We start from the raw sequence: 24,976 nt of genomic DNA on the forward strand, positions 1-24,976 counted from the left end.
TCCTACAGGGAGCTACTAGTACAGCGCGCCATCCAGGATTTGATAAACGATGCTGGTGCCAATCGCGATCAACACGATGTCCCCACCCGAGCGGCGCCATTCGTAGCCAGGGTATTGCGGCAGATGCGACAGAGCCCGAGGGTCCAGGCGCTCACCATAGTAGTTTGGCGGCAGGCGCTGGCCGCGCACCAGGTGGATGCCGGGAGGCGGCGGTGCGCCACGGCGAAAGTCGCCATGGTTATCGCGGATGACCTGTCTCACAGGGCCGAAGTCCTGAGGAGGACCGCCACGGTGGTTGTCCTGGGGCCCGCGATGGTCATCGCCACGGTGATCGTTCTGCTGGCCCGGCGGGCCGCCACGGTCAGGTCCGCCGCCTTGGTCATACGGTGCGGCTTGCACCAGCGCGCTGGCGCCGAGCAACAGCACACCCAGACCGGCTATCACACGTTTAGGCATTTTCATCAGGGGTTTCCTCAACTGCACGAACAACAAAAAGGGATTTCGAACCACGTTCGAAATCCCTTGGTCTTGTTAGCTTAGGTGCTGATTTCCCGGCTTGATTCCTCTGTATCAGGAACTTTACCTACCGCTTACGAGCCGCTTACTTACGGGCGTTGCGTACACCTTCCGACAGCGCCGAGCACAGGGTCAATACACCGTCGATGGCCTGTTGATCATTGCTGGCGTTGGCGATGTGGTCGATCAGTGCCGACCCCACCACCACACCGTCTGCCAGGCGGGCAATTGCAGCGGCCTGCTCCGGGGTGCGGATGCCGAAACCGATGCTGATCGGCAGGTCGGTATGCCGACGCAGACGGGTCACGGCCTCTTCGACGTGTTCCAGGGTCGCGGCACCGGCACCGGTCACACCGGCCACCGACACGTAGTACACAAACCCTGAGCTGCCGTTGAGCACGGTCGGCAGGCGCACGTCGTCGGTGGTCGGCGTGGTCAGGCGGATAAAGTCGATACCGGCAGCCTGGGCCGGGTCGCACAGCTCGCCGTTATGTTCCGGCGGCATGTCGACCACGATCAGGCCGTCGACGCCGGCTTCTTTCGCATCGCTGATAAAGCGTGGCACGCCGTACATGTGGATCGGGTTGAAGTAGCCCATCAGCACCAGCGGCGTGTCGCTGTTGCCCTCGCGGAACTCGCGAACCATTTGCAGGGTTTTCGTGAGGTTCTGCTTGGCGGTCAGCGCGCGGATGTTGGCCAGTTGAATGGCCGGGCCGTCAGCCATCGGGTCAGTGAACGGCATGCCCAGTTCGATCACATCGGCGCCGGCCGCCGGCAAGCCCTTGAGGATCGCCAGCGAGGTGTCATAGCCCGGGTCGCCAGCGGTGACGAAGGTCACCAGGGCGGCGCGGTTTTGTTCTTTCAGTTGCGCAAAACGTGTTTGCAGGCGGCTCATTTAGTGTTTCTCCTGCTTGGACTGTTCCATGTGGTGCATCACGGTTTGCATGTCTTTGTCGCCACGGCCGGACAGGTTGACCACCATCAGGTGATCTTTCGGCAGGGTCGGTGCGCGTTTGAACACTTCGGCCAGGGCGTGGGCGCTTTCCAGTGCAGGAATAATCCCTTCCAGGCGGCAGCATTTGTGAAAGGCGTCGAGGGCTTCGTCGTCGGTCACCGAGGTGTACTGGACGCGGCCGATGTCGTGCAACCAGGCGTGTTCAGGGCCGATGCCCGGATAGTCTAGGCCCGCGGAGATCGAGTGGGCGTCGATGATCTGGCCATCGTCGTCCTGCAACAGGAAAGTACGGTTGCCGTGGAGCACACCCGGTACGCCGCCGTTGAGGCTGGCCGCGTGTTTGCCGGTCTCGATGCCGTAGCCGGCCGCTTCAACGCCGATGATCTCGACGCTGGTGTCATCCAGGAACGGATGGAACAGGCCCATGGCATTGGAACCGCCGCCGATGCACGCCACCAGGCTGTCGGGCAGACGGCCTTCCTGGGCCTGCAGTTGGGTACGGGTTTCCTTGCCGATAACGGCCTGGAAGTCGCGAACCATGGCTGGGTACGGGTGCGGACCGGCCACGGTGCCGATCAGGTAGAAGGTGCTGTCGACGTTGGTCACCCAGTCACGCAGGGCTTCGTTCATCGCGTCTTTCAGGGTGCCGGTACCGGCGACTACCGGGATCACTTCAGCGCCCAGCAGCTTCATGCGAAATACGTTGGCCTGCTGGCGCTCGATGTCGGTGGTGCCCATGTAGATCACGCATTGCAGGCCGAAACGCGCGGCGACGGTGGCAGTGGCCACACCGTGCATGCCGGCGCCGGTCTCGGCGATGATGCGTTTTTTACCCATGCGCCGCGCCAGCAGGATCTGGCCGATGCAGTTGTTGATCTTGTGGGCGCCGGTGTGGTTCAGCTCTTCGCGCTTGAGGTAGATCTTGGCGCCACCGCAGAACTCGGTCAGGCGCTCGGCGAAGTACAGCGGGCTTGGGCGTCCGACGTAGTCGCGCTGGAAGTAGGCCAGTTCTTCGTTGAAGGCCGGATCGATCTTGGCCGCTTCGTATTCGCGGGCCAGGTCAAGGATCAATGGCATCAGGGTTTCCGCCACGTAGCGGCCGCCGAACGAACCAAACAGGCCATTGGCATCCGGGCCGTTGCGTAAATCGGTCTGGGTCTGAGTCATGGGACGCTCCAGGTAGAAAAATGTGTAAGAGGCAATGACGGTCACTCTACCCCTGACGCTTCCACGTGAAAACCGATAAGATCGCCACAACCTGTCAGGAAAACTCACAGATGAGCCGAGACCTCCCACCGCTGAATGCCTTGCGCGCTTTTGAGGCGACTGCGCGCCTGAACAGCGTTAGCCAGGCCGCTGAGCAACTGCACGTGACCCATGGTGCGGTCAGCCGGCAGCTCAAGGTGTTGGAAGAACACCTTGGTGTAAGCCTGTTCGCCAAGGACGGGCGCGGCCTCAAACTCACAGATGCCGGCATTCGCCTGCGAGATGCGAGTTTCGAGGCCTTCGAGCGACTGAGGGACACTTGCGCCGAGCTCACGCAAAGCAGTGCCGATGCGCCGTTTGTGCTCGGCTGCTCCGGCAGCCTGCTGGCGCGCTGGTTTATTCCGCGTCTGGGGCGCCTGAACGCCGAGTTGCCGGATTTGCGCCTGCATCTGTCGGCGGGTGAAGGCGATCTTGACCCACGCCGCCCCGGCCTGGACGCGCTGCTGGTGTTCGCCGAACCTCCATGGCCGGCGGATATGCAGGTGTACGAATTGGCCAGCGAACGCATCGGCCCGGTCATGAGCCCGCGTTTTGCCCATTACGAGCGATTGCGCCAGGCGCCTCCCGAGGCGCTGCTGAGTGAGGCCCTGTTGCACACTACCTCACGCCCGCAAGCCTGGCCCAGCTGGGCGCAGCACCATGGGATCGACGCTGGCGCGTTGAAGTACGGTCAGGGGTTTGAGCATTTGTATTATTTGCTGGAGGCGGCGGTGGCCGGGCTGGGGGTAGCAATTGCGCCTGAGCCGCTGGTGGCAGAGGACCTGCGAGCGGGTCGCCTGGTTGCGCCGTGGGGTTTCAGTGAAACCCCGGCGCAACTGGCGTTGTGGCTACCCAAGCGCGCCGCAGATGGGCGCGCCGGGCAACTGGCGCAGTGGCTCAAGGCTGAGCTTGCGCGCCAGGACGTTTAATCGCCGCGTTTGCACAGCAAGTAGGCCGCCAGCAGACCCAGCGCGCCGACGGCAACACCGGCGGTAGTCCATGGATGCTCTTGCGCGTAGTCCCGTGTTGCAACACCGGTTTCGCGGATTTTGACTTTGCTTTCTTCGTAGGCATCGCTGATCAGGTGGCGAGAATGCTTGAGGGCGTTCTCGGCATTGCTTTTCAGGGCCTTCAGGGTTTTGCGCGACTCGTCAGACGCATCGTCCTTGAGGCTTTCCAAAGATTTGAGCAGGCTCGAAATCTCGGCTTCCATGCTTTCCAATGACGCTTTGCGTAAAGAGGTGTTGGCCATGTGGGCTCTCCTGGAGTGATTGAGTGGCGTGTGTTGTTTCCGACTGCGGCGGTTTCAGAAAGTGCAGTAAATCTGAACTTTCACATCGCAATAGCCGCCAGAAGCAGTACGAGAATTCACTGCTAGTCTTGATTAACGACCCCAGGAGAAAAACTTATGAGTGATCATCACACCTACAAGAAAGTCGAACTGGTGGGCTCTTCCGCGACCAGCATCGAGGAGGCCATCAACAATGCCCTGGCTGAAGCCAGCAAGAGCATCAAGCACTTGGAGTGGTTTGAAGTGACCGAAACCCGTGGCCACATCAAGGACGGCAAGGCTGCGCATTTCCAGGTCACCCTCAAGGTGGGGTTCCGAATTGCCAGTAGTTGATTGAGCCGGTTGAACTTGCGCGCTGGCCGATTGCCATAAACTCCGCTACAACCTTTAGGCACGTCGACGTGACGAGCGGCGACGTGCTTCCTTTCGATCAACCCAAGGAAGTGACGGATGAAGAACTTTTTGTTGGCGGTAGGTTTGTTGAGCATTGCGGGCACGGCCCTGGCGGCGGGCAAGCCTTGTGAAGAGCTGAAAAGCGAGATTGCGGCGAAAATCGACGCTAAAGGCGCTTCGGGCTACTCCCTGGAAATCGTGGACAAAGGTGCTGCACCTAGTGACCACACGGTTGTCGGCAGCTGTGAAGCCGGTACCAAGGAAATCGCCTACAAGCGCGGGTGATCCCGTGTTGCAGACGTAAAAAACCGACGCAAGTGCGTCGGTTTTTTTATGCCTGCGATCCTTCGCTCCGCGTGGGAATGAAGCCTGGGATGCTCTGCGTCCCGCCTCACTCCTGGATTCAGCCCTTCATGATCTGCGCCAGCAGCTCGTAGGAATGAATCCGGTCGGCATGTTCGTACAGGTCACAGGTAAAGATCAGCTCATCAGCGCCGGTCTGCTCCACCAGCACCTCCAGCTTGGCGCGGATCTTCTGCGGGCTGCCCACCATGGCCAGGCCGAGGAAACTGCCTACAGCGTCTTTCTCATGGGGCAGCCACAGGCCGTCCATGGTCTTGACCGGCGGGCGCTGCACCAGGCTTTGCCCACGCATCAAAGCGAGAATTCGCTGGTACACCGAGGTGGCCAGGTAGTCGGCTTGCTCATCGGTGTCGGCGGCCACCAGCGGGATGCCGAGCATCACATAGGGCTTGTCCAGCACGGCCGAAGGCTTGAAGTGGTTGCGATAGACGCGAATCGCTTCATGCATCAGGCGCGGTGCGAAATGTGAGGCAAAGGCGTAAGGCAAACCGCGCTCGCCCGCCAGTTGTGCACTGAACAGGCTTGAGCCCAGCAGCCACACAGGCACATTGGTGCCCGTGCCGGGTACAGCGATCACGCGCTGGTCCGGGGTGCGCGGGCCAAGGTAGGCCATCAGTTCTGCCACGTCTTCCGGGAAATCATCGGCGCTGCCGGAGCGTTCACGGCGCAGCGCGCGGGCGGTCATCTGGTCGGAGCCTGGTGCGCGGCCAAGGCCCAGGTCGATGCGGCCCGGGTACAGGCTTTCCAGGGTGCCGAACTGCTCGGCGATCACCAACGGCGCGTGGTTGGGCAGCATCACGCCACCGGAACCGACACGGATCGTCGAGGTGCCACCGGCCAGGTAACCCAGCAATACCGAGGTCGCCGAGCTGGCGATGCCGTCCATATTGTGGTGTTCGGCGACCCAGAAACGGTTGTAGCCGAATTTTTCCACGTGCTGGGCCAGGTCCAGGGAATTGCGCAGCGACTGCGCCGGGCTGCCGTTGGCGCGCACGGGCACGAGGTCGAGGGTCGAGAACTTTACGTCGGACAGCGATTTCATAAGCCTGCTTCTCCAATGGGGGCGCAGGCTTCTTAGACGAACCAAAACCTGCCGCTTCATGTGCATGTCCTATGCAATGAGGGCATATACCCGAGATTCAATAGCGATGGTGAAATTTCCTACTTAATCGCTAGGTTTCTCCGACAAGATGAACTTTGCCGTGGCGTCTATCCTCAGAACCCTTACTGACGCAAAACCACCGTTCGAGGAGACCGCTATGAGTATTGTTAAAAAAGCATCCGCGCATTGGGAAGGCGACCTGAAGACTGGCCTGGGTTCCATTTCCACCGAAACCGGCGTTCTGCGTGAAGCGCCTTACGGCTTCAAGGCCCGTTTCGAAGGTGGCAAGGGCACCAACCCTGAAGAACTGATCGGCGCAGCCCATGCTGGTTGTTTCTCCATGGCGTTTTCCATGATTCTCGGCGATGCCGGGCTCAAGGCCGACAGCATCGACACCCAGGCCGAAGTGACCCTGGACCAAGTGGACGGTGGCTTTGCGATTACTGCCGTGCACCTGACCCTCAAGGCGAAGATCCCGGGCGCCAGCCAGGCGCAGTTCGATGAGCTGAGCAAAAAGGCCAAGGAAGGATGCCCCGTGTCCAAGGTACTGAATGCAACCATTACCCTGGATGGCACCCTGGTTAGTTGATGCAACCCCCTTGCAGGGGTGAGCTTGCTCGCCCCTGCAGGTGCAAATGTGGTCGAATAGCCGATTGCAGACTCAGCGCACACCCGTGCGCGTGCATTCAGGGAGCTTCACACATGAAACGTATTGCCTTGGCGGTTATCTGCTGTGCACTGGCCACGTCGGCGCTGGCGGCGCCAAAAGATTGTGAAGAGCTCAGGAAGGAGATCGAGGTCAAAATCCAGGCGAATGCCGTTCCGTCCTACACCCTCGAAATCGTCACCAAGGAAGAAGCTGACAAGCACGACAGCGCCATGGTTGTCGGCAGCTGTGAGAATGGCACCAAAGCCATCGTCTACCAGAAGAACAACGACTGATCAGATGCAGTTGACGCTACGTTCTTCGGCCAGCAATTGACCCGCTTTGTTGTACAGCCGGATATTCGGGTTGTAGCCCAGTGAGCGCCCTTCCAGGCGATAGCGCTGGCCCGCCTCGAAACGGTCGTATTGCAGGGTCATGAAGCAGGTACGGTCAGTGGTTTGGCCAAACCCGCCGAAACTGCCGCCGGTAGGCACCTCGAAATCAAAACGTACCATCAGCTCATGGCTGCCAGGCGGCACCTGGAAGAAGCGTCCGTCGTTCAGGTTTTTCCCGTCCAGGCGTTGCGCCATTACCAGCTTGGCGCCGGGTGTCGGGGTAGCGAAGTCGACCCAGGCCTGGTGTGGATCAACCGGCGGTAGTGGCGTCGACGCACAGGCACTTAGAAAAATCGCGGCGACGGGAAGCAGTAGCTGACGCATGTTAAGCACTCAACTGTAGGAATGGTTTTTTGAACGGCTGCGTTCGGCAGCACGCTCCCTATGAGTATAAACACGCCACGCCATGGAAAAATTCCCCACAGGCGAGATAGTCTGGCGGGATGGTTACCGGCGAGAGGTTTTAATGGTCAGGCGCTTGCTTCCCGGCTTGATGCTGCTGTTGCTCAGCGGCTGTTCCAGCGTCAGTTATTACAGCCAACTGGCAGACGGCCAATGGCAATTGCTGCGTGCCCGGGAGCCGGTCTCCGCGGTCGTCGCCGACCTGTCCCGGCCACAGGTGCTGCGCGAGCACTTGGCGCAGTCGCAGAAAGCCCGCACCTTCGCCAGCGAACACCTGCACCTGCCGGATAACCAGAGTTACCGGCTGTATGCCGATATCGGCCGCCCTTACGTGGTCTGGAACGTGTTCGCCACGCCTGAATTTTCCCTGTCCCCGCAAACCCACTGCTTCCCGATTGCCGGTTGCGTGGCCTATCGCGGCTACTACAACCAGGGCGCCGCACGCGGCCAGGCGGCTTTGTTGAAGCAGCAAGGCATGGATGTGTCGATTGGCGGCGTGGAGGCCTATTCCACTCTCGGCTGGTTCAACGATCCGATCATGAGTTCGATGATGAGCTGGGGGGACGAGCGCCTGGCCACGCTGATTTTTCATGAGCTGGCGCACCAGCGGTTTTATGTGAAGGACGACACCGAGTTCAACGAGTCGTACGCCACCTTCGTCGAGCAGGAAGGTACCCGGCAATGGCGCGCCGCCCAAGGCTTGCCGCCTGCCAGCGAGTCAGCGCTGAAACAGCGCGACCAGTTCACCCGGCTGGTGCTCGATACGCGCAAACGCCTGGAGCAGTTGTATGCGCAGCCGCTGACGGCAGATGCCATGCGCCAGGCCAAGGCCGCTGAATTCGAGCGCCTGCGCAGTGACTACCGGCACATGCGCGATAGCCAGTGGGGTGGCGACAAGCGTTATGACGCCTGGGTCAACCTGCCGATGAACAACGCAAGGTTGCTGCCGTTTGGGCTGTATGACCAGTGGGTGCCGGCGTTCGTCGCGTTGTTCCGGCAGGAAGGCGGGGATTGGCCGAAGTTCTTTGCGGCGGTGGAGAAGCTGGGCGGGTTGCCGGTGGATCAGCGCAAGGCGGCCCTGAGGGCGTTGGAGGGATCCGGGCAAGTGGTTGGCCGGTAGGGCCTCATCGCGGGCAAGCCCGGCTCCCACATTTGACTGAGTTGTCTTGGCCGACCGTGATCAAATGTGGGAGCTGGCTTGCCTGCGATAGCGCATTCAAGGCCGTTGCAAAAACGCCTGATGCATCTCGGCCAACGTTTCGAAATGCCAGGTCGGCGCCTCGGCACTCAGCTCTTCACGGCTGCCAAACCCATAACCCACCGCCGCCGAATCCAGCCCATTGCTGCGGGCCCCGATCAGGTCGTGCTTGCGGTCGCCAATCATCAAGGTGCTGGCCGGGTCCAGGCTTTCTTGCGCCATCAGGTGGGCGATCAACTCGACCTTGTTGGTGCGCGTGCCGTCCAGCTCGCTGCCGTAGATCACCTTGAAGTGCTTGGCGAAATCAAAATGCCGGGCGATTTCCCGGGCAAATACCCAAGGCTTGGACGTGGCTACATACAGCTGACGGCCCTGGCCATTCAATTCCTCAAGCAGCGGCATCACGCCGTCGAACACGCGGTTTTCGTACAGGCCGGTGACCTTGAAGCGCTCGCGGTAGAAATTCACCGCCTCCCAGGCCTTGGCTTCGTCGAAGCCATAAAACTGCATGAACGCTTGCAGCAGCGGCGGGCCGATAAAGTGCTCAAGTTTGGTCAGGTCCGGCTCATCGATCCCCAGTTTGGCGAGGGCGTACTGGATCGAGCGGGTGATGCCTTCGCGCGGGTCGGTGAGGGTGCCATCGAGGTCGAACAAAACGGTCTGGTAATGCATGGGTGTCCTTGTCATTGGTCGAAGCCTTCGGCCAGGTGCAGGTCTTTGAGCTTTACGTAGTTCGCGGCGCTGTAGGTGAAAAATGCCCGTTCCTTGTCAGTCAGCGGGCGGATTTGTTTAACCGGGCTGCCAACATACAAAAAACCGCTCTCAAGTTTCTTGCCCGGCGGCACCAGGCTGCCGGCGCCGATGATCACCTCGTCTTCCACCACGGCGCCGTCCATCACAATGCTGCCCATGCCGATCAGGATCCGACTGCCTACCGTGCAGCCATGCAGCATGACCTTGTGGGCAATGGTCACATCGTCGCCGATCAGCAGCGGGAAACCATCAGGATTGAAGGGGCCTGCGTGGGTAATGTGCAGCACGCAGCCGTCCTGCACGCTGGTGCGCGCACCGATGCGGATGCGGTGCATGTCGCCGCGGATCACCGTCAGCGGCCATACCGAGCTGTCGGTGCCGATTTCGACGTCGCCGATCACCACCGCCGATGCATCGACGAAAGCCCCGGCGGCCAGGGCCGGCGTGTGATTCTGGTAGGTGCGAAGGGTCACGATAGGCTCTCTCTCTTCTGCTGATAGCTGCGGTGGGCGTTGATTGTAATTAAGATGGCCCCATCTTTGTTCTTACATGTTTCTTCAGCCAAGGTGCCAACCGTGAGCGCGAACAACCCTCTTCTGCAGTCCTACGACCTGCCGCCGTTCTCGGCGATCCGTGCCGAGCACGTACAGCCGGCCATTGAACAGATCCTCGCCGACAACCGCGTCGCCATCGAAGGCATCCTGCAAAGCCAGGGTAAAAATCCGACCTGGGCCGGGCTGGTCCTGGCCATGGACGAACTCAATGACCGCCTGGGTGCCGCCTGGAGCCCGGTCAGCCACCTGAATGCCGTGTGCAACAGCGCCGAACTGCGAGAAGCCTACGAGGCGTGCCTGCCGGCACTGAGCGCCTACTCCACCGAGATGGGCCAGAACCGCGAGTTGTTCCAGGCCTTCGACGCCCTGGCCAACAGCCCGGAAGCCGCCGGCTTCGACGTGGCGCAAAAAACCATCTTGGAACACTCCCTGCGGGACTTCCGTCTGTCGGGTATCGATTTGCCGCCTGAGCAGCAAAAGCGTTATGCCGAAGTGCAGAGCAAGCTCTCCGAACTGGGCAGCAAGTTCTCCAACCAATTGCTCGATGCCACCCAGGCCTGGACCAAGCACGTCACTGACGAAGCAACCCTCGCCGGCCTGACCGATTCCTCCAAGGCGCAAATGGCTGCGGCTGCCCAGGCCAAGGGCCTCGACGGCTGGCTGATCACCCTGGAATTCCCAAGCTACTACGCGGTGATGACCTACGCCCACGACCGCGCCCTGCGTGAAGAAATCTACGCAGCCTACTGCACCCGCGCGTCGGACCAAGGCCCGAATGCCGGTCAGAACGATAACGGCCCGGTCATGGAACAGATCCTCGACCTGCGTCAGGAGCTGGCGCAACTGCTGGGCTTCGCCTCGTTCTCCGAGCTGAGCCTGGCCACCAAAATGGCCGAGTCCAGCGACCAGGTGCTGAGCTTCCTGCGTGACCTGGCCAAGCGCAGCAAGCCGTTTGCCACCCAGGACCTGCAACAGCTCAAGGCCTATGCCGCCGAACAAGGCTGCGCGGACCTGCAAAGCTGGGACAGCGGTTTCTACGGCGAAAAACTGCGTGAGCAGCGTTACAGCGTTTCCCAGGAAGCCCTGCGCGCCTACTTCCCGATCGACAAGGTACTCAGCGGCCTGTTCGCCATCGTGCAACGCCTGTATGGCATCGAGATCGCCGAGCAGAAAGGCTTCGACACCTGGCACCCGGATGTTCGCCTGTTCGAAATCAAGGAAAACGGCCAGCACGTCGGCCGCTTCTTCTTCGACCTGTATGCCCGCGCCAACAAGCGTGGGGGTGCCTGGATGGACGGCGCCCGTGACCGTCGCCGCACGGTTGATGGCGTGCTGCAAAGCCCGGTGGCCAACCTGGTGTGCAACTTCACCCCGGCCGACAGCGGCAAGCCTGCCCTGCTGACCCACAATGAAGTGACCACGCTGTTCCACGAATTCGGCCACGGCCTGCACCACCTGTTGACCCGTGTCGAGCACGCCGGCGTGTCCGGCATCAACGGCGTGGCCTGGGATGCGGTGGAGTTGCCGAGCCAGTTCATGGAGAACTGGTGCTGGGAGCCGGAAGGCCTGGCGCTGATTTCCGGTCACTATGAAACCGGTGAGCCGCTGCCTCAGGACCTGCTGGAAAAAATGCTCGCGGCGAAGAACTTCCAGTCCGGCCTGATGATGGTTCGCCAGTTGGAGTTCTCGCTGTTCGACTTCGAGCTGCACGCCACCCACGGCGATGGCCGCAGCGTGCTGCAGGTGCTGGAAGGTGTGCGTGATGAGGTGTCGGTGATGCGTCCGCCCGCCTACAACCGCTTCCCCAACAGCTTCGCGCATATCTTCGCTGGCGGTTACGCCGCGGGTTACTACAGCTACAAGTGGGCGGAAGTGCTGTCGGCCGATGCCTTTTCCAAGTTCGAAGAAGATGGCGTACTCAATGCCGAGACTGGCCGAGCGTTCCGCGAGGCGATCCTGGCCCGTGGCGGTTCCCAGGCACCGATGGTGCTGTTCGTCGATTTCCGCGGACGGGCGCCGTCGATTGACGCACTCTTGCGCCACAGCGGCCTGAGTGAGGACGCGGCAGCATGAGTGAAGCACCTGTGAAAACCAAAAAACGCTTTATCGCCGGGGCAGTCTGCCCGGCGTGCAGCGAGCCGGACAAGTTGATGATGTGGAGCGAGGACGATGTTCCGCACCGCGAATGCGTGGCTTGCGGCTATTCCGACACGCTGAATGAACAAGGTCTGTCAGTGCCCAAGGAATTGGGTACGCGGGTCAATACGTCGGCGTTGAAAGCACCGGACCCCAAGGTGCAAGCGGTGCAGTTCTTCCCTAATCCGAAGCTGAAGAAAGACTGATCGTGAAGCGCTCCCTGGGTTGATGGCTCAGGGAGCGACCACCCAGGCGGTTTTTTCCTCGGCCGGGTCTTTGGCGTTGTCCGCGGTATTCAGCCAGCTTTTCATCGAGCACAGCGCAAAGGCGCTGGTGCTGCATTCGCCGTTGGCCAGTGCAGTGCGTAACTTGTCGACATCCGCCTTCATCATGTAGCGAACGCCGTCCTTGAAGCCGCTACTGGCGCCAAAGCCGCCCAAGGTCATTTCGTTCAGCGCATCTTCCTTGCTCCATCCCTGAATCACCACCCGATACATCGCCGCCACCAGGCCAGTGCGGTCGGAGCCGTGTTTGCAGTGCATCAGCACCGGGCCGTTGGCTTCGGCATCCTGAATCGCACGCAACGCTGCGAGCACATCGGCGTCATCGACATGGTTGGTGCGATAGGACAATTGCACCTGGTTGATACCGGGTGATTTCAGCCACTTGGCATCGGACTCGGGCAGAAAGTTGATCACCGTACCGATCTTGAGCTTTTCCAATACAGGAACAGCACCGCTATCCGGCAGCGCGCTGCGATAGAGCGTCGGCGTCATTTGATACAGGTTGTATTGATTGCCCACAGGCTGGGCCCATTCCGATGAACGGATGGGCGTGAGCTCTTCGGCCTGGGACGGTGCGGTGGTGAACAACGCCATGAACACGAGGCTGAGGGCAGGCAGCAATTGATTCTTGAACATGCGCGATGTAACCGAATAGGAAGGGGCTGATGGGGCCCAGATTCGCCTACAGGGGGTCAATGCCGCGTGAGGTGCTCGTCAAAGAATCGTGAATAAGCCGGCTCCGAGCAGGTTTTTTCGCGCTGAATCGATTTTCCCCGATCCTTAGCCTGCTATCCTTTGTAACTATTGATTGCTGCTGTGTTCTATCCCCGTGGGTCCTTTGGATCCCATTTACTGCCAAAACTATAAGTCGTTCCTCGAAGCGGCTGATAAATCCGTGACCACATGATGAGGTGCCACCATGTCTGATCAAGATCAAGACAACCCCCGGCGTGAGTTTTTACGCAAATCCTTGACCTTGATCCCCGTGGTCACTGTCGCCAGCACGGGCCTGGGCGGTTCGATGCTGATGGCGGTTCCCGAACCGGCTCAAGCCAGCCCGGAGAAGTCGCCCGTCAGCAGCAAGACCTATGAGCCGAGCTATTTCACTGCCGAGGAATGGGCCTTTATCAACGCGGCCGTTGCGCGCCTGATCCCGGCGGACGACCAGGGCCCAGGCGCCCTGGAAGCCGGCGCGCCGGAATACATCGACCGTCAGATGAACACGCCGTACGCGGCGGGTGCCCTGTGGTTCATGCAAGGCCCGTTCAATGCCGACGCGCCGCCTGAAATGGGCTGGCAGAGCAAATTGGTGCCCAAGGAGATCTATCGCCTGGGCATTGCTGCCACGGATGCCTGGTCGAAAGCGATGAACGGTAAGCTATTTGCCGAGCAAGACAGCGCTACCCAGGAAAAGTTGTTGCAGCGCCTGGAGGCCGGCGACGCGCAATTCGACAGCGTCCCGCCGAAGATTTTCTTCAATCTGTTGCTGCAAAACACCAAGGAAGGGTTCTTTTGCGACCCGGTCCACGGTGGCAACAAAGGCATGGTCGGCTGGACCATGATCGGCTTCCCCGGCGCCCGCGCCGATTTCATGGATTGGGTTGAACGCAACGAGCAATACCCCTTCCCGGCTGTTTCGATCCGTGGCGAGAGGGCGTAAACGTGGCGACCATCATGAAGAAAGTGGATGCAGTGATTGTCGGCTTTGGCTGGACCGGCGCGATCATGGCCAAGGAGCTGACGGAAGCTGGCCTCAACGTGGTAGCGCTGGAGCGCGGCCCGATGCAGGACACCTACCCGGACGGCAACTATCCCCAGGTCATCGACGAACTGACCTATAGCGTGCGTAAAAAGCTCTTCCAGGACATCTCCAAGGAAACCGTGACCATTCGCCATAGCGTGAATGACGTGGCGATGCCCAACCGCCAACTGGGCGCTTTCCTGCCTGGCAACGGTGTCGGCGGTGCAGGCCTGCACTGGTCCGGCGTGCACTTTCGGGTGGACCCGATCGAGTTGCGCATGCGTAGCCATTACGAAGAGCGCTACGGGAAAAACTTCATTCCCAAGGACATGACCATCCAGGATTTCGGCGTCAGCTATGAAGAGCTGGAGCCATTTTTCGACTATGCCGAGAAAGTCTTCGGCACCTCCGGGCAAGCCTGGACGGTGAAAGGCCAGTTGGTGGGCGAAGGCAAGGGCGGCAACCCTTACGCACCGGATCGCTCCAATCACTTCCCGCTGGAATCGCAGAAGAACACAGTCTCCGCACAGCTGTTCCAGAAGGCCGCCACGGCCGTGGGGTACAAGCCCTACAACCTGCCTTCCGCGAATACATCGGGGCCGTACACCAACCCTTACGGCGCCCAGATGGGCCCGTGCAACTTCTGCGGCTTCTGCAGCGGTTATGTCTGCTACATGTATTCCAAGGCTTCGCCGAACGTGAACATCCTGCCGGCCTTGCGCCAGGAACCCAAGTTCGAACTGCGGCCCAATTCCCACGTGCTGAAGGTCAATCTCGACAGCACCAGGAGCAAGGCGACCGGCGTGACGTATGTCGACGCCCAGGGGCGGGAATGCGAGCAGCCGGCGGACCTGGTGATCCTCGGTTCCTTCCAGTTCAACAACGTGCGCCTGATGCTGCTGTCGGGCATCGGCAAACCCTACGACCCGATCTCCGGTGAGGGCGTGGTGGGCCGCAACTTCGCCTACCAGAACATGGCCACCATCAAGGCGTTCTTCGACAAGGACGTGCACACCAACAACTTCATCGGTGCCGGCGGCAATGGCGTGGCGGTCGATGACTTCAACGCCGACAACTTCGACCATGGGCCGCACGGCTTTGTGGGCGGCTCGCCGATGTGGGTCAACCAGGCGGGCAGCCGGCCGATTGCGGGTACCTCCAACCCGCCGGGCACGCCGGCCTGGGGCAGTGCGTGGAAGCGCGCCACGGCTGATTACTACACTCACCAGGTGTCGATGGATGCCCATGGCGCCCACCAATCCTACCGTGGCAACTACCTCGACCTGGACCCGGTTTACCGCGATGCCTACGGCCTGCCGCTGCTGCGCATGACCTTCGACTGGCAGGAAAACGACATCAAGATGAACCGCTTCATGGTCGAAAAAATGAGCAAGATCGCCGAAGCGATGAACCCCAAGGCGATTGCCTTGCTGGGCAAAAAGGTGGGCGAGCACTTCAACACCGCGTCCTACCAGACCACCCACCTCAACGGTGGCGCGATCATGGGCACCGACCCGAAAACCAGTGCCTTGAACCGCTACCTGCAGTGCTGGGACGTACACAACGTGTTTGTCCCGGGCGCTTCCGCGTTCCCACAAGGCTTGGGCTACAACCCTACGGGCCTGGTGGCGGCGCTGACCTACTGGTCGGCGCGGGCAATTCGCGAGCAGTACCTGAAAAACCCCGGCCCACTGGTTCAGGCATAAGGAGCGATGACCATGAAAGCATTTGTTATCGCGTCCCTGGCTTTGTTCAGCAGCTGCTCGGTGAGTGCGGCTGAAACCGATCTGGTCAAACAGGGTGAATACCTGGCGCGCGCCGGTGACTGCGTGGCCTGCCACACCGCCAAGGGCGGCAAACCGTTCGCCGGTGGCCTGCCGATGGAAACCCCGATCGGCACCATCTACTCCACCAACATCACCCCGGATAAAACCGGCCTGGGCGACTACAGCTTCGAAGACTTCGACCAGGCCGTGCGCCATGGCGTCGCCAAGAACGGTAGTACGCTTTACCCGGCGATGCCCTACCCGTCTTACGCGCGGGTCAGCGAAAGCGACATGCAGGCGCTGTACGCGTACTTCATGAAGGGCGTGGAGCCGGTGGCGCAGGTGAACAAGGACAGCGACATTCCCTGGCCGTTGAGCATGCGCTGGCCGTTGGCCGGATGGCGCTGGATGTTTGCGCCCAAGGTCGAGGACTACCAGGCCCAGGCGGGCGCCGATCCGGTGATCAGCCGTGGCGCTTATCTGGTGGAAGGCCTCGGCCACTGCGGCGCTTGCCACACACCACGGGCCCTGACCATGCAGGAAAAATCCCTGAGTGCGTCGGATGGCAGCGCTTTCCTGTCCGGCAGTGCGCCGCTGGAAGGCTGGATTGCCAAAAGCCTGCGGGGCGACCACAAGGACGGCCTGGGTAGCTGGAGCGAAGACCAACTGGTGCAATTCCTCAAGACCGGGCGCAGTGATCGCAGCGCGGTGTTTGGCGGCATGAGCGACGTTGTGGTCCACAGCATGCAGTACATGTCGGAAGAGGATCTGACGGCTATCGCCCGTTACCTCAAGAGCTTGCCGGCGGTGGATCCCAAGGATCAGCCGCACCAGTACGACAAGCAGGTCGCCGATGCGCTGTGGAAGGGTGATGACAGCAAGCCGGGTGCCTCGGTGTACATCGACAACTGCGCGGCGTGCCACCGTACCGACGGCCACGGCTACACCCGCGTGTTCCCGGCGCTGGCGGGCAACCCGGTATTGCAGACGGCGGATGCGACGTCGCTGATCAACATCGTGTTGAACGGCGGCACGTTGCCGGCGACGCATACGGCACCTTCGACCTTCACCATGCCGGCGTTTGCCTGGCGGCTGTCGGATCAGGAAGTGGCGGATGTGGTCAGTTTCGTTCGGGGCAGTTGGGGTAATAAGGGAGAGCCTGTAAAGGCTTCGCAAGTGAAAGACTTGCGAAAAGATGCAGTAACTACCGAAGCTGATCAAACTTCAGAGAAGTAGTGTCAGTTGCCAGGTTTATAGTTTTATATATAAGCCTGGCAACTAGCCGATCAATTATCGAGGGGCGCAGGTTTTTACAAAGCTATTCGCCATGTTCAGGAAGATGGTCTTGTCCTGTTCATCGAAGTCGCCGTCGTTATCCAGGTCGGTGGTGGTGGAGGTGGTGTCGTAGTGCCCGTCCCTGTTGGAGGAAGAGGCATACATGGCGTAGGACAGTTTACCGTCGGTAAAGCGCTCCATTAATACTTCCGGGCTGTTATCTTTTTCAAAGTCTTCGCATGTAAAGCGTAGTTCATCCTGAGACATAAATATCCTGTAGGTGGTAATGAGTTAAGTTGTGATCATAGCGATGTGTTAATAACTTTATCCATGTCACATATGTCGCGATTTATTTCTTGTTTGGTTACATGTAGGAAGGTGTCATTCCGTTCGTGCGAAGGTCGATGCTAGACCGCGCCGCCCAGTGGTGCTGGTGAAAAGCGATCTTCTCGAATACTGTATATGGATACAGTTTATGAGGTCTGACTATGAATGTCCCTTTGCCGCCTCGCGGGCGCGGCACGGCCACCAACCTGCACAACCGTTTTGCGCCCACCGTCAGCGTGGCGGAAGACGACGGTTGGTATCAGGAAGTGCCACAGACCCAGGGCACCGAAGTCCGTATCGAAACCGCGAAAACCATCATTACCCGCAACAGCTCGCCGGATATCCCGTTTGACCGGGCGATCAACCCGTATCGCGGCTGCGAGCATGGTTGTATCTATTAAGCGATAAGACCCCGCCCAGACGACGCATAGTCGTGGGCGCTGTCTGGGCATGGGTTGCCCCTTGACCGTCGCCCGAAGGGGCCGGTACGACGGTCATAGAGATGGGTGAATCACCCAGCAGGGCTAGCCGAATAGCTTTTAATGCTTTTCTGCTTTTGGCCCCCAACCGGGGGGTATGGGGGGGATTTCACAAAACATAAAAGTAAATTACGGCAGTACCTGCCGCAAACGAAAACAGCTAAAACATTTAAGAACTTTTCAATTTAATAAGAATTTAAAAAATAAAATGCTACTGTTTAGTTAAAGCACTTTTATCTCTAATGTGCATAGTAAATTACCTCCCTCTTAAAGGTCTTATTAAAGTCTTACATCTTAAGAACCTCTCAACACCAATAAAATCAATACTTACAAGAAATAAAAGTTGATAATTTAATCAACCGAAGTTGATTTTTTAATCAACTGCAAGTTGACGATTTTATCAACCAGAGTTGACGATTTTATCAACTATGAAAAATGACTATTTTTCTGAATAGATAAGTTTTGAGAGAGCTTTCTCAAAATAAACAATTATTTCTCACTTACGTCTACTTTTTATCAATTCAAATGCTACTCTATTTATATAAACATAATAGGTGCATTAATGAATGATTCAATGAGCGGTTTAGAAATAGAAAATGACGATGGGAGTATTGGCGCTTTACAAAAAGAATGTTTAAAGAAAGAGTTGAATGAAAAAACGTTAGAAGCTGTGGATGATTTATTAGGAGATAAAAAATCTGACATTAACGTTAGTGTAAGTGTAAAAAGAGATAAGCCAAAAGTAATATTAGGTCAGTTTTTCATCGGATTTGCAGAAAATCTATTGCAGTTAGACTTAAAACCGACAGAGTTTAAAGTCGTTATATACATATTGAAAATGATGGATTACGGAAACTTGGTAAGTCTTAAACAATCAACAATTGCGAAAGATTTAAAGCTTGATAAAAGTGCTGTTAATAGAGCCTGGAAAGAGCTCATTACAAAAAAGGTTTTAATTGATAACAACGGGCATATCTTTTTTAATTCTAATTTTTGCGCAAAAGGTCTGTCGAGTTCATTAGATAAAGAGAAAATTGAGAATCTAAAGCGTAGCAATGTGTCTGATGAAAATATTAAACAGATGTTGAACTTGAAGTGAGTTATGGAAGATTTCTTTAAGTTTATTGTAGTATTAGGTGCTCTTTGTATTGCTGTGAATGTCGGGTATTTTGACTCGACTAGCAATGTTCCTGTCGGAACGGTAATTGAAAATAAAGTTTCAGCAAAAGACAGAATGACAGATAAAGAACGAAAAGAGTCTGTAAAAGCTTATCAAGCTGCTGCTCATGATTGTAAAAACAAAGACGAACTTAATGAGAGAGGAAGTACGGCGCTGGAAATAAGTCACAGCTTTAACTTTAAAACCGGAAGTTGTGAAGAGTCAAAAACACTCTGGACAATGCGAGATGAAGATTTTTGGAGAAATCCCGAGTATTTAAGCAAAGACATTGTTATTAAGACTTATGCTTTACCAACAAACCCGTATTACTAAAACGCTTCAATTTTACTAGTTGTTTTCGTTTGCGGCAGGTACTGCCGTTATTTACTTTGTATGTTTGTATTATCCCCCCCATACCCCCCGGTTGGGGGCAGAAAATCAAAAGCTATTAAAAGCGATTTGGCTATTCTCTCTTACTGATTCACTCATGTTGTTGACCCTGTGGGTCAATTGGATTAATCGTGTCCAGATAGGACGCCCACGACTATGCGTCGTTTGGGCGTAAATACCCCGAATTAGGCTTTAAACTTCAAAATATTGGGTCTCACTCGATGTTCAGCTTGATTAGCAATATCCTCAACCATATCGTTGTAAGGTTTTGGTGTGTCAGTCTCTTCGAGAAACTTGTTTCTTCTCGCTATAATTTCTATCTCGCGTTTATCTGTATTGATTCTACTCATTTTCTCTCTTACAAAATCGGTGATTAATGTCCCGAGACTTTCGAGACTGTCTTTCATTCGGTGATACTTATCAGTCATAAATTCAACGGCGGTAGTTAGTTTGTCCAGCTTCTGGTCCATCGCATCAAGTTTATTTTGTTTTGTTATTTCCTCCTGGTCCATCTTATCAAGAGTTTTTTTCTTGGCTGTTTCTTTTTTGTCCAGCTCGACAATGCTGTTTTTTATCTGATTCTCTTTTTTATCTAAATTCCTAATATTATTCATTTGTTTTTTTATTCGAAGGTTGTTGAAATTAAATTGCCTTTCAATTTTTGGTCGTTTTGCGTCTTCTTCAATCACCCTCATACGGGCTTTATTTTCTTCTGTCTTTTCTAAAACTTGGGCATTTAATCCTAATTTATTAAGAGCTTGATTTGCATGGGCATAGAAAAGAACTTGAAAATATTCGGCTTGTAACTTCTTGCGTTTATAGCTGCTTGGTTCGTTTTTTAAAATCTTCAATCGTTCTTCATCAATGTTCTGTTCAACAAACCTATATTGTGCTTTTAGTAAGTCGTGCTTTTTGGTTTTTTTGTTCTTCGTTGAAACGAATATATGAGAATGCTCGTCAGATTCATCTGCGTGAATTGCTATTGCTTTGACTTGATAGTCAGGGAAGTTTTTATTGTAGAAAGACGATTGTATCCTCACTAGTGTTTTTAAAGGTACTTTGACTTCATTTCGGGATGGTATTTTAAAAACAGCCTCTTGAATAACTGCCTCATTTAGTCCTATCTCTTTGGTGTTTTTTGGATTTAGAACATTGTTGTGAAGGTCTATAAATTTGCCGAGGCATTCAATCTTTTGGTTCTTTCTTGTTAATTCAAATTGACCAAAATGATTTTTTTCTTTTTCACTGTCTAATTCGGTTTTTGAGTTTATGATACTGTTAAGATAGTTATATAGCTCTGGATTGTCAGTTGATGATTTAAGTATTTTGTTTAGTTTTGCTTTGTACTTGCCCAGGTCATTTTTGTTTTCTGTGTCAATAGAGTTGGATTTTTTGTTAACTTTTACCTCGTCTATGATGTTAGAAATAATGTTAACTCTTTCCTCTTGCGAGAGAGAATCTAACATTAAAATTTCGTCTTTTTCGGGTAAATAAATTCGATTATTTGCGGATTTAGAATCATCCCATTCTAAATTTTTGGTGGGGTTGTTGGGCGTAACTCTCAACGAATGTTTCAATGATTTTTGAAGTGTAGCGATACCCTTGCCAATATTGTTGTAATTCATTTGTCTGTAAAATATTGTTATGTTTTTCATTGTTTTCTCGGTTGTTATTTTAGTGAAAGTGTTAGAAAAATAATTAGCAGATTGCTAAATTTTTATAACTCGTTTCACTTCTAAACAATCGAAAATAGTATGAGCGACAGCGTTACTGTTTTAGATTTTTTAGTGCCCTTGATTTTGACTTTCGCTTTTTGCTTTTGCCTCTGTCTCAATGACCAATTGCGAGCTAACTATTCCCTCACTTTTGAGCGCAGCGAAAAAAGTGTGGGGATAGTGTAGCGAGTTACTTAATTACTTCGCATTTTACACTTGTACTAATATATTAGCATTTGAATGTCATACTTCAACTTTTAAGCTGACTTTTATTTGAGTCCTTTTCGTTAGACGATTTTTAATCGTCCAACGGAAAGGGCTTACCAAGGGGTTATACTGTCAGCACCTTTTTCAAAATCATTGTTTGGTGCATATCTTCTAAAATATTTAGGTAAAGTTCAGCCCCACCGGACGACTCTCCAATATCTTTAATCATTTCATTTTCTACAATTACTCGCACAGCGCCATTTTTGAATCTCACAATCATTGTAGGAGTTAAAGTGGAGCGTTTATCTTCAATCCCAGTGTCTGGATTTTTCTTTGAATAACCCCGGCAAAAAAATTGGATATTTTCTATTATCTGTTTGAGGTGATTGTTGATATTTATTCTTTTGCGTGTGGCTTCATCGCTCTTGTCATTGAGCAGTTCTAGAATATTTTCTTGATTGAAATTTCTAGAAACTTCAATCTGTGCTACTGACGTTTCTTTTTCTTCTTTCAGCCTTTTTAGCGTGTTGATTTGTTCACGCTGCAACGTTTCAAACTCGATAAGCATTTCGTTCAATGTGTCAGATATATTTTTGCCAGTGCGAAGCATTTCTCTGATTTGCTTTTTTAACTGTTCAAGTTGATGGTTTGTATTTTTTAAAGCTCTTTCAGCATCTTTGATTGAGTTATTGAGACGTAAAATATTTTCATCATTTTCAAAAATTTCGGATAGATTTAACCGGTCTGTTTTTTCAAAGAAAAATTGCATTGCTTGACTTGCGTTGTAGGTGAGGCGTTTACCTAGTGTGCATTTTCCTGTCATGCTGTTAGTACAAACAAGGTATTGTTTGTTTTCTCTGCTTGTTCCTGATTTATCTATAAATCGAACAGTTCCGCCGCAATGATAACAAGTAATAAATCCTTGAAAGATATTCAAACGTGATTTATTGAATCGTCCAGAGAAAGGTTTTCTTCCCAATATTTTTTCTTGAACTTCTTCAAAAATGGCTTTATCTACAATTGAGGGGTAATAGTCTTGAATTGTTGGACCTTCTGGCATTAGCTTCATCTGTCCCATTTCACTTTCGTGAAATTTCATTGGCTGATGTTCGCCAATAACCTTTCTATTTTTTAGCAGATATTGGATTTGATGAATAGAGTATTTTGGTTCATTTGGTTCAAGCCATTTATTAACAGCCATTGCTGTTTCACTTAAACCTTTGGATAAAGCCAAATCGAAAATCTTTCTAATTTTAATAGCTTCTTTTTCTATCACAAAGAATTTTGCTGGTTCATCACCAGGGCGAGCTTTTACTACTCCTGAAACACCTATCCAAGACGGAGTTTTACGTGTTTTAACAGCTTTTGTTTTTCGCATTTCATCACGATGAATATTCCAAGCCGAGCTTGTAAAGTCGCTTTTTCTCGATGACTCGGCGTTGGCCCTTTCAAACTCAATCACTGCAATGAAAAAATCTGATGATAGTAGGGTGTTTTTGGAGTAAATTTTCCCGGTGTCAAGAACGGCTATATCTACCCCTCGGTTCAGTAGGTTGATAAATATCTGCGTTGATTTAATTACTTTCTGCCTTGAAAGACGGTCGAAGTTTTCAATCAGCAAAATCGAATTTTCTTCAATCAGCCCATTTTCAACAAGGTCAATGAAATCGCCCAACTGACCTTTTTGTGAGTTTTTGCCCCTGAATGCTGAAACGCCCAAATCTTCAAGCTTCGTATCAACTATGAGATTGTGTTTCTCTACGAAATGCTGAATATCACTTTGTCGAGCAAATGACGTTCCAAGCTCTTGTTTTTTATGAGAAAAACGGACGTATGAATAGCATTTTCGTTGCATAGCTGGGATACCGAGCAGTGAGTGTCTTATAGCGTAGCACAGGTGTATCTACTGCTATGCGCGGCCCAGCCACGCGTATTGGGACCTGTCGCCGGGGCTGGACTTCGAAACCAAGCTGATCGCCAAGACCAACGCCGCCGACGTGCTTGAGCAGCAACTGTCGAAACCGGGCTACACCTGCGCGCCGATCAACCTGGGCTCCAACACCGACCCGTACCAGCCCATCGAGCGCGAGTACAAGATCACCCGGCAAACCCTCGAAGTGCTGCTGCGCTACCGTCATCCGGTGACGATCATTACCAAGGGCTCGCTGATCCTGCGGGACCTCGACCTGCTGACCGAGTTGGCGCAGCAGCGGCTGGTGGCGGTGATGATCAGCCTCACCAGCCTGGACGATGAACTCAAGCGCATCCTCGAACCGCGCACGGCTGCGCCCAAGGCCCGGCTGCGGGCGATCCGGGTGATGCGTGAGGCGGGGATCCCGGTGGGCGTGCTGTGTTCGCCGATGATCCCGATGATCAACGACAGCGAGCTGGAAAGCCTGCTGGCCGAAGCTCATGCCGCGGGGGCACAGAGTGCGGCGTACATGATGCTGCGTTTGCCTTTGGAAGTGGCGCCGCTGTTTGAGGAATGGCTGTCGGCCCATTACCCGCAGCGCGCGGCCCATGTGATGAGCCTGGTGCGGCAGGTGCGCGGCGGTGAGGTCTACGACAGCCGCTTCGGTGTACGCATGCGTGGCGAAGGGCCGTTTGCCGATTTGCTGGCGCAACGTTTCGCCAAGGCGATCAAACGATTGGGGCTCAACCGGCGGGAAGGGTTTAATCTGGACTGCACGGCGTTTTGTCCGCCGGGCAGACAGATGGCTTTATTGTAAACTGCCGGATAAGCATACTTTTCTGTAGCAATAGTCGCGTTTTGATATCACTGAAAGCCCCGATCTAGAGCGGCTCATTCAGTTTGAGTTAAGTTTCGGCGGGTACCTTGTTCATCGAGTGACTAATGAGTCGGCGCTTCAGTTTGGGCGCCGGCCGCACTGGAAAACTCCCCTGCTCCAACCAAGAGGATGAATTATGAGTGACAAGGATAAACAGCCGTTGGCTGCGTCGGCTTCAGCCCCTCACGAGGCGGAATCCGCCGATGCAGCGCTGCAGCACATCGTTGAAGGCTTTTTGCATTTCCATAACGAGATCTTCCCCCAGCAGGAAGAGCTCTTCAAAAAACTTGCCACGGCCCAGAGCCCGCGGGCGATGTTCATTACCTGCGCCGACTCGCGCATCGTTCCCGAACTGATCACCCATAGCTCCCCTGGGGATTTGTTCGTGACCCGTAACGTCGGTAACGTCGTGCCGCCTTATGGGCAGATGAACGGCGGTGTTTCAACGGCTATCGAGTACGCGGTACTGGCCCTTGGTGTGCAGCACATCATCATTTGCGGCCACTCCGACTGCGGCGCCATGCGCGCGGTGCTCAACCCCCAAAGCCTGGAAAAAATGCCCACGGTAAAGGCCTGGCTGCGCCACGCCGAAGTCGCCAAGACCATGGTCCAGGACAACTGCGATTGCGCCAACGAACACGAAAGCATGCACGTGCTGACCGAAGAAAACGTGATCGCCCAACTGCAGCACCTGCGCACTCATCCCTCCGTGGCCTCGCGCATGGCCAACGGGCATTTGTTTATCCATGGCTGGGTCTACGACATCGAGACCAGCGAAATCAGGGCCTACGATGCGGATCAGGCAGCGTTCCTGCCCTTGAACGGTACCCAGCCGATTCCATCCGCGACGCCTAAAGCGCGCTTCTAAAACAATCCCCTGTCGGGTAACGCGATG

Annotated in this window: 26 protein-coding genes and 2 pseudogenes; 16 read left to right on the forward strand and 12 right to left on the reverse strand. The window is 54.8% G+C overall.

What is annotated here, in order from left to right:
* Window positions 1-15 precede the first annotated feature (15 nt).
* The 3 genes from A462_RS00430 to trpB all read right to left on the reverse strand — a co-directional run bounded on the left by A462_RS00430 (window position 16) and on the right by trpB (window position 2,638).
* Window positions 16-462, reverse strand: a complete 447-nt coding sequence (locus tag A462_RS00430) for an anti-virulence regulator CigR family protein (RefSeq protein WP_008439582.1) — start codon at window positions 460-462, stop codon at window positions 16-18.
* Between the two features lie 139 nt (window positions 463-601).
* The gene (trpA, locus tag A462_RS00425) at window positions 602-1,411 is read right to left on the reverse strand and encodes a tryptophan synthase subunit alpha (RefSeq protein WP_008439583.1); all 810 of its coding nucleotides are present in this window, start codon (window positions 1,409-1,411) and stop codon (window positions 602-604) included.
* Entirely contained in the window at window positions 1,412-2,638 is a 1,227-nt protein-coding gene (gene trpB, locus A462_RS00420) for a tryptophan synthase subunit beta (RefSeq protein WP_003214899.1), read from the reverse strand. It lies immediately after the preceding gene.
* 110 nt (window positions 2,639-2,748) lie between these two features.
* On the opposite strand from trpB, the gene A462_RS00415 reads away from it, so the two are divergent.
* Window positions 2,749-3,645, forward strand: coding sequence for a LysR family transcriptional regulator (locus A462_RS00415; RefSeq protein ID WP_008439584.1), 897 nt, complete (start codon window positions 2,749-2,751; stop codon window positions 3,643-3,645).
* Here the strand turns inward: A462_RS00415 and A462_RS00410 are convergent.
* Window positions 3,642-3,968, reverse strand: coding sequence for a DUF883 family protein (locus tag A462_RS00410; RefSeq protein WP_003170746.1), 327 nt, complete (start codon window positions 3,966-3,968; stop codon window positions 3,642-3,644). The genes A462_RS00415 and A462_RS00410 overlap by 4 nt on opposite strands.
* Window positions 3,969-4,124: 156 nt before the next feature.
* Here A462_RS00410 and A462_RS00405 point away from each other — a divergent pair, with 156 nt between their 5' ends.
* Complete coding sequence (locus tag A462_RS00405; RefSeq protein ID WP_008439585.1) at window positions 4,125-4,340, forward strand: dodecin; 216 nt, start codon at window positions 4,125-4,127, stop codon at window positions 4,338-4,340.
* A gap of 117 nt (window positions 4,341-4,457) precedes the next feature.
* On the forward strand, window positions 4,458-4,685 hold the full coding sequence (locus A462_RS00400; protein WP_003214893.1) for a DUF1161 domain-containing protein: 228 nt from the start codon (window positions 4,458-4,460) through the stop codon (window positions 4,683-4,685).
* Window positions 4,686-4,803: 118 nt separating this feature from the next.
* Here A462_RS00400 and A462_RS00395 read toward each other — a convergent pair whose 3' ends face one another.
* On the reverse strand, window positions 4,804-5,805 hold the full coding sequence (locus A462_RS00395) for an LLM class flavin-dependent oxidoreductase (RefSeq protein WP_008439586.1): 1,002 nt from the start codon (window positions 5,803-5,805) through the stop codon (window positions 4,804-4,806).
* Window positions 5,806-6,022: 217 nt separating this feature from the next.
* Here A462_RS00395 and A462_RS00390 point away from each other — a divergent pair, with 217 nt between their 5' ends.
* Window positions 6,023-6,454: an OsmC family protein gene (locus tag A462_RS00390; RefSeq protein ID WP_008439587.1), complete on the forward strand. Its 432-nt coding sequence runs from the start codon at window positions 6,023-6,025 to the stop codon at window positions 6,452-6,454.
* A 113-nt stretch (window positions 6,455-6,567) separates the two neighbouring features.
* A complete protein-coding gene (locus A462_RS00385) occupies window positions 6,568-6,807 on the forward strand; it encodes a DUF1161 domain-containing protein (protein WP_003214887.1) in 240 nt (79 codons plus the stop codon).
* Here the strand turns inward: A462_RS00385 and A462_RS0132865 are convergent, their stop codons facing one another.
* A complete protein-coding gene (locus A462_RS0132865; RefSeq protein WP_032899915.1) occupies window positions 6,808-7,230 on the reverse strand; it encodes a PA0061/PA0062 family lipoprotein in 423 nt (140 codons plus the stop codon).
* Between the two features lie 142 nt (window positions 7,231-7,372).
* Between A462_RS0132865 and A462_RS00380 the strand changes: the two genes are divergently transcribed.
* On the forward strand, window positions 7,373-8,428 hold the full coding sequence (locus A462_RS00380; protein WP_008439598.1) for an aminopeptidase: 1,056 nt from the start codon (window positions 7,373-7,375) through the stop codon (window positions 8,426-8,428).
* Window positions 8,429-8,524: 96 nt separating this feature from the next.
* Here A462_RS00380 and A462_RS00375 read toward each other — a convergent pair whose 3' ends face one another.
* Entirely contained in the window at window positions 8,525-9,178 is a 654-nt protein-coding gene (locus A462_RS00375) for an HAD family hydrolase (RefSeq protein ID WP_008439600.1), read from the reverse strand.
* Window positions 9,179-9,189: 11 nt separating this feature from the next.
* Entirely contained in the window at window positions 9,190-9,732 is a 543-nt protein-coding gene (locus A462_RS00370; RefSeq protein ID WP_003214876.1) for a gamma carbonic anhydrase family protein, read from the reverse strand.
* A gap of 54 nt (window positions 9,733-9,786) precedes the next feature.
* Here A462_RS00370 and prlC point away from each other — a divergent pair, with 54 nt between their 5' ends.
* Window positions 9,787-11,886: an oligopeptidase A gene (gene prlC, locus A462_RS00365; RefSeq protein WP_173406107.1), complete on the forward strand. Its 2,100-nt coding sequence runs from the start codon at window positions 9,787-9,789 to the stop codon at window positions 11,884-11,886.
* A complete protein-coding gene (locus A462_RS00360; protein WP_003214872.1) occupies window positions 11,883-12,155 on the forward strand; it encodes a YheV family putative zinc ribbon protein in 273 nt (90 codons plus the stop codon). Before prlC ends, A462_RS00360 begins: the two co-directional genes overlap by 4 nt.
* 27 nt (window positions 12,156-12,182) lie before the next feature.
* Here the strand turns inward: A462_RS00360 and A462_RS00355 are convergent, their stop codons facing one another.
* Complete coding sequence (locus tag A462_RS00355) at window positions 12,183-12,869, reverse strand: tyrosine-protein phosphatase (RefSeq protein WP_008439601.1); 687 nt, start codon at window positions 12,867-12,869, stop codon at window positions 12,183-12,185.
* A gap of 283 nt (window positions 12,870-13,152) precedes the next feature.
* On the opposite strand from A462_RS00355, the gene A462_RS00350 reads away from it, so the two are divergent.
* The 3 genes from A462_RS00350 to A462_RS00340 are packed head-to-tail and all read left to right on the forward strand — an operon-like array spanning window position 13,153 to window position 16,976.
* Window positions 13,153-13,893, forward strand: coding sequence for a gluconate 2-dehydrogenase subunit 3 family protein (locus tag A462_RS00350; protein WP_008439605.1), 741 nt, complete (start codon window positions 13,153-13,155; stop codon window positions 13,891-13,893).
* Window positions 13,894-13,895: 2 nt separating this feature from the next.
* On the forward strand, window positions 13,896-15,680 hold the full coding sequence (locus A462_RS00345) for a GMC family oxidoreductase (RefSeq protein ID WP_003214867.1): 1,785 nt from the start codon (window positions 13,896-13,898) through the stop codon (window positions 15,678-15,680).
* Between the two features lie 12 nt (window positions 15,681-15,692).
* Window positions 15,693-16,976: a cytochrome c gene (locus A462_RS00340; RefSeq protein ID WP_008439606.1), complete on the forward strand. Its 1,284-nt coding sequence runs from the start codon at window positions 15,693-15,695 to the stop codon at window positions 16,974-16,976.
* A 54-nt stretch (window positions 16,977-17,030) separates the two neighbouring features.
* Here the strand turns inward: A462_RS00340 and A462_RS00335 are convergent, their stop codons facing one another.
* Window positions 17,031-17,216 (reverse strand): hypothetical protein, encoded by a 186-nt coding sequence (locus tag A462_RS00335; protein ID WP_173406106.1) that lies wholly within the window; start codon window positions 17,214-17,216, stop codon window positions 17,031-17,033.
* Between the two features lie 287 nt (window positions 17,217-17,503).
* On the opposite strand from A462_RS00335, the pseudogene A462_RS00330 reads away from it, so the two are divergent.
* The 3 genes and pseudogenes from A462_RS00330 to A462_RS34535 all read left to right on the forward strand — a co-directional run.
* Window positions 17,504-17,740 (forward strand): annotated as a pseudogene (locus tag A462_RS00330) (PA0069 family radical SAM protein); the annotation flags it as partial.
* Window positions 17,741-18,383: 643 nt separating this feature from the next.
* The gene (locus A462_RS0132870) at window positions 18,384-18,920 is read left to right on the forward strand and encodes a helix-turn-helix domain-containing protein (RefSeq protein ID WP_177325590.1); all 537 of its coding nucleotides are present in this window, start codon (window positions 18,384-18,386) and stop codon (window positions 18,918-18,920) included.
* A 3-nt stretch (window positions 18,921-18,923) separates the two neighbouring features.
* Window positions 18,924-19,313, forward strand: coding sequence for a hypothetical protein (locus A462_RS34535; protein WP_157222900.1), 390 nt, complete (start codon window positions 18,924-18,926; stop codon window positions 19,311-19,313).
* A 242-nt stretch (window positions 19,314-19,555) separates the two neighbouring features.
* Here the strand turns inward: A462_RS34535 and A462_RS00325 are convergent, their stop codons facing one another.
* Both A462_RS00325 and A462_RS34020 read right to left on the reverse strand, forming a co-directional pair.
* The gene (locus A462_RS00325; RefSeq protein ID WP_157222901.1) at window positions 19,556-21,025 is read right to left on the reverse strand and encodes a hypothetical protein; all 1,470 of its coding nucleotides are present in this window, start codon (window positions 21,023-21,025) and stop codon (window positions 19,556-19,558) included.
* Window positions 21,026-21,416: 391 nt separating this feature from the next.
* A complete protein-coding gene (locus A462_RS34020) occupies window positions 21,417-23,147 on the reverse strand; it encodes a recombinase family protein (protein ID WP_083853272.1) in 1,731 nt (576 codons plus the stop codon).
* A 37-nt stretch (window positions 23,148-23,184) separates the two neighbouring features.
* Here A462_RS34020 and A462_RS00315 point away from each other — a divergent pair.
* Window positions 23,185-24,021 (forward strand): annotated as a pseudogene (locus A462_RS00315) (PA0069 family radical SAM protein); the annotation flags it as partial.
* Window positions 24,022-24,217: 196 nt separating this feature from the next.
* Complete coding sequence (locus A462_RS00310) at window positions 24,218-24,949, forward strand: carbonic anhydrase (RefSeq protein ID WP_003214859.1); 732 nt, start codon at window positions 24,218-24,220, stop codon at window positions 24,947-24,949.
* Window positions 24,950-24,976: the final 27 nt, after the last annotated feature.

Origin of the sequence: Pseudomonas sp. Ag1 (genome assembly GCF_000278565.1) — a bacterium.
Taxonomy (GTDB): domain Bacteria; phylum Pseudomonadota; class Gammaproteobacteria; order Pseudomonadales; family Pseudomonadaceae; genus Aquipseudomonas.

Bases quoted from the DNA above. Each gene is read 5' to 3' on its own strand.
- A462_RS00430 (WP_008439582.1), bottom strand. From the start codon at position 462: ATGAAAATGCCTAAACGTGTGATAGCCGGTCTGGGTGTGCTGTTGCTC.
- trpA (WP_008439583.1), bottom strand. From the start codon at position 1,411: ATGAGCCGCCTGCAAACACGTTTTGCGCAACTGAAAGAACAAAACCGC.
- trpB (WP_003214899.1), bottom strand. From the start codon at position 2,638: ATGACTCAGACCCAGACCGATTTACGCAACGGCCCGGATGCCAATGGC.
- A462_RS00415 (WP_008439584.1), top strand. From the start codon at position 2,749: ATGAGCCGAGACCTCCCACCGCTGAATGCCTTGCGCGCTTTTGAGGCG.
- A462_RS00410 (WP_003170746.1), bottom strand. From the start codon at position 3,968: ATGGCCAACACCTCTTTACGCAAAGCGTCATTGGAAAGCATGGAAGCC.
- A462_RS00405 (WP_008439585.1), top strand. From the start codon at position 4,125: ATGAGTGATCATCACACCTACAAGAAAGTCGAACTGGTGGGCTCTTCC.
- A462_RS00400 (WP_003214893.1), top strand. From the start codon at position 4,458: ATGAAGAACTTTTTGTTGGCGGTAGGTTTGTTGAGCATTGCGGGCACG.
- A462_RS00395 (WP_008439586.1), bottom strand. From the start codon at position 5,805: ATGAAATCGCTGTCCGACGTAAAGTTCTCGACCCTCGACCTCGTGCCC.
- A462_RS00390 (WP_008439587.1), top strand. From the start codon at position 6,023: ATGAGTATTGTTAAAAAAGCATCCGCGCATTGGGAAGGCGACCTGAAG.
- A462_RS00385 (WP_003214887.1), top strand. From the start codon at position 6,568: ATGAAACGTATTGCCTTGGCGGTTATCTGCTGTGCACTGGCCACGTCG.
- A462_RS0132865 (WP_032899915.1), bottom strand. From the start codon at position 7,230: ATGCGTCAGCTACTGCTTCCCGTCGCCGCGATTTTTCTAAGTGCCTGT.
- A462_RS00380 (WP_008439598.1), top strand. From the start codon at position 7,373: ATGGTCAGGCGCTTGCTTCCCGGCTTGATGCTGCTGTTGCTCAGCGGC.
- A462_RS00375 (WP_008439600.1), bottom strand. From the start codon at position 9,178: ATGCATTACCAGACCGTTTTGTTCGACCTCGATGGCACCCTCACCGAC.
- prlC (WP_173406107.1), top strand. From the start codon at position 9,787: ATGGCCCCATCTTTGTTCTTACATGTTTCTTCAGCCAAGGTGCCAACC.
- A462_RS00360 (WP_003214872.1), top strand. From the start codon at position 11,883: ATGAGTGAAGCACCTGTGAAAACCAAAAAACGCTTTATCGCCGGGGCA.
- A462_RS00355 (WP_008439601.1), bottom strand. From the start codon at position 12,869: ATGTTCAAGAATCAATTGCTGCCTGCCCTCAGCCTCGTGTTCATGGCG.
- A462_RS00350 (WP_008439605.1), top strand. From the start codon at position 13,153: ATGTCTGATCAAGATCAAGACAACCCCCGGCGTGAGTTTTTACGCAAA.
- A462_RS00340 (WP_008439606.1), top strand. From the start codon at position 15,693: ATGAAAGCATTTGTTATCGCGTCCCTGGCTTTGTTCAGCAGCTGCTCG.
- A462_RS00335 (WP_173406106.1), bottom strand. From the start codon at position 17,216: ATGGAGCGCTTTACCGACGGTAAACTGTCCTACGCCATGTATGCCTCT.
- A462_RS0132870 (WP_177325590.1), top strand. From the start codon at position 18,384: ATGAATGATTCAATGAGCGGTTTAGAAATAGAAAATGACGATGGGAGT.
- A462_RS34535 (WP_157222900.1), top strand. From the start codon at position 18,924: ATGGAAGATTTCTTTAAGTTTATTGTAGTATTAGGTGCTCTTTGTATT.
- A462_RS00325 (WP_157222901.1), bottom strand. From the start codon at position 21,025: ATGAAAAACATAACAATATTTTACAGACAAATGAATTACAACAATATT.
- A462_RS34020 (WP_083853272.1), bottom strand. From the start codon at position 23,147: ATGCAACGAAAATGCTATTCATACGTCCGTTTTTCTCATAAAAAACAA.
- A462_RS00310 (WP_003214859.1), top strand. From the start codon at position 24,218: ATGAGTGACAAGGATAAACAGCCGTTGGCTGCGTCGGCTTCAGCCCCT.